This is a genomic window from Streptosporangium vulgare (assembly GCF_042428775.1).
In the GTDB taxonomy this organism is placed as follows: domain Bacteria; phylum Actinomycetota; class Actinomycetes; order Streptosporangiales; family Streptosporangiaceae; genus Streptosporangium; species Streptosporangium vulgare.
In genome coordinates this window covers 1-566 of sequence record NZ_JBHMBS010000176.1, presented here as the reverse complement: position 1 = coordinate 566, position 566 = coordinate 1, and the positions used below count along the sequence as shown (strand labels likewise).

Genomic DNA, 566 nt, shown 5'->3' with positions numbered 1-566 from the left:
AACGAGGACGCCCGGCGCGGTCTCGAGCGTGGCATGAACCAGCTCGCGGACGCCGTCAAGGTGACCCTCGGCCCCAAGGGCCGTAACGTCGTGCTGGAGAAGAAGTGGGGCGCCCCCACCATCACCAACGATGGTGTCTCCATCGCCAAGGAGATCGAGCTCGAGGACCCGTGGGAGAAGATCGGGGCCGAGCTCGTCAAGGAAGTCGCCAAGAAGACCGATGACGTCGCGGGCGACGGCACCACCACCGCCACCGTGCTCGCTCAGGCTCTCGTACGCGAGGGGCTGCGCAACGTCGCCGCCGGCGCCAACCCGATGTCGCTGAAGAAGGGCATCGAGGCCGCCGTCGAGCGCGTGTCCGAGGAGCTGTCCAAGCTCGCCAAGGACGTGGAGACGAAGGCGCAGATCGCCTCCACCGCCTCCATCTCCGCGGGTGACCCGCAGATCGGCGAGATGATCGCCGAGGCGATGGACAAGGTCGGCAAGGAAGGCGTCATCACCGTCGAGGAGAGCAACACCTTCGGTCTCGAGCTCGAGCTCACCGAGGGCATGCGCTTCGACAAGGG

At 66.8% G+C, this 566-nt stretch carries 1 protein-coding gene; it reads left to right on the top strand.

Going from position 1 to position 566, the window contains the following annotated elements; all coding sequences use genetic code 11:
* Positions 1 to 566, top strand: a 566-nt coding sequence (locus tag ACFFRH_RS44565; protein WP_386164234.1) for a TCP-1/cpn60 chaperonin family protein, incomplete at both ends; no start/stop codon positions are given.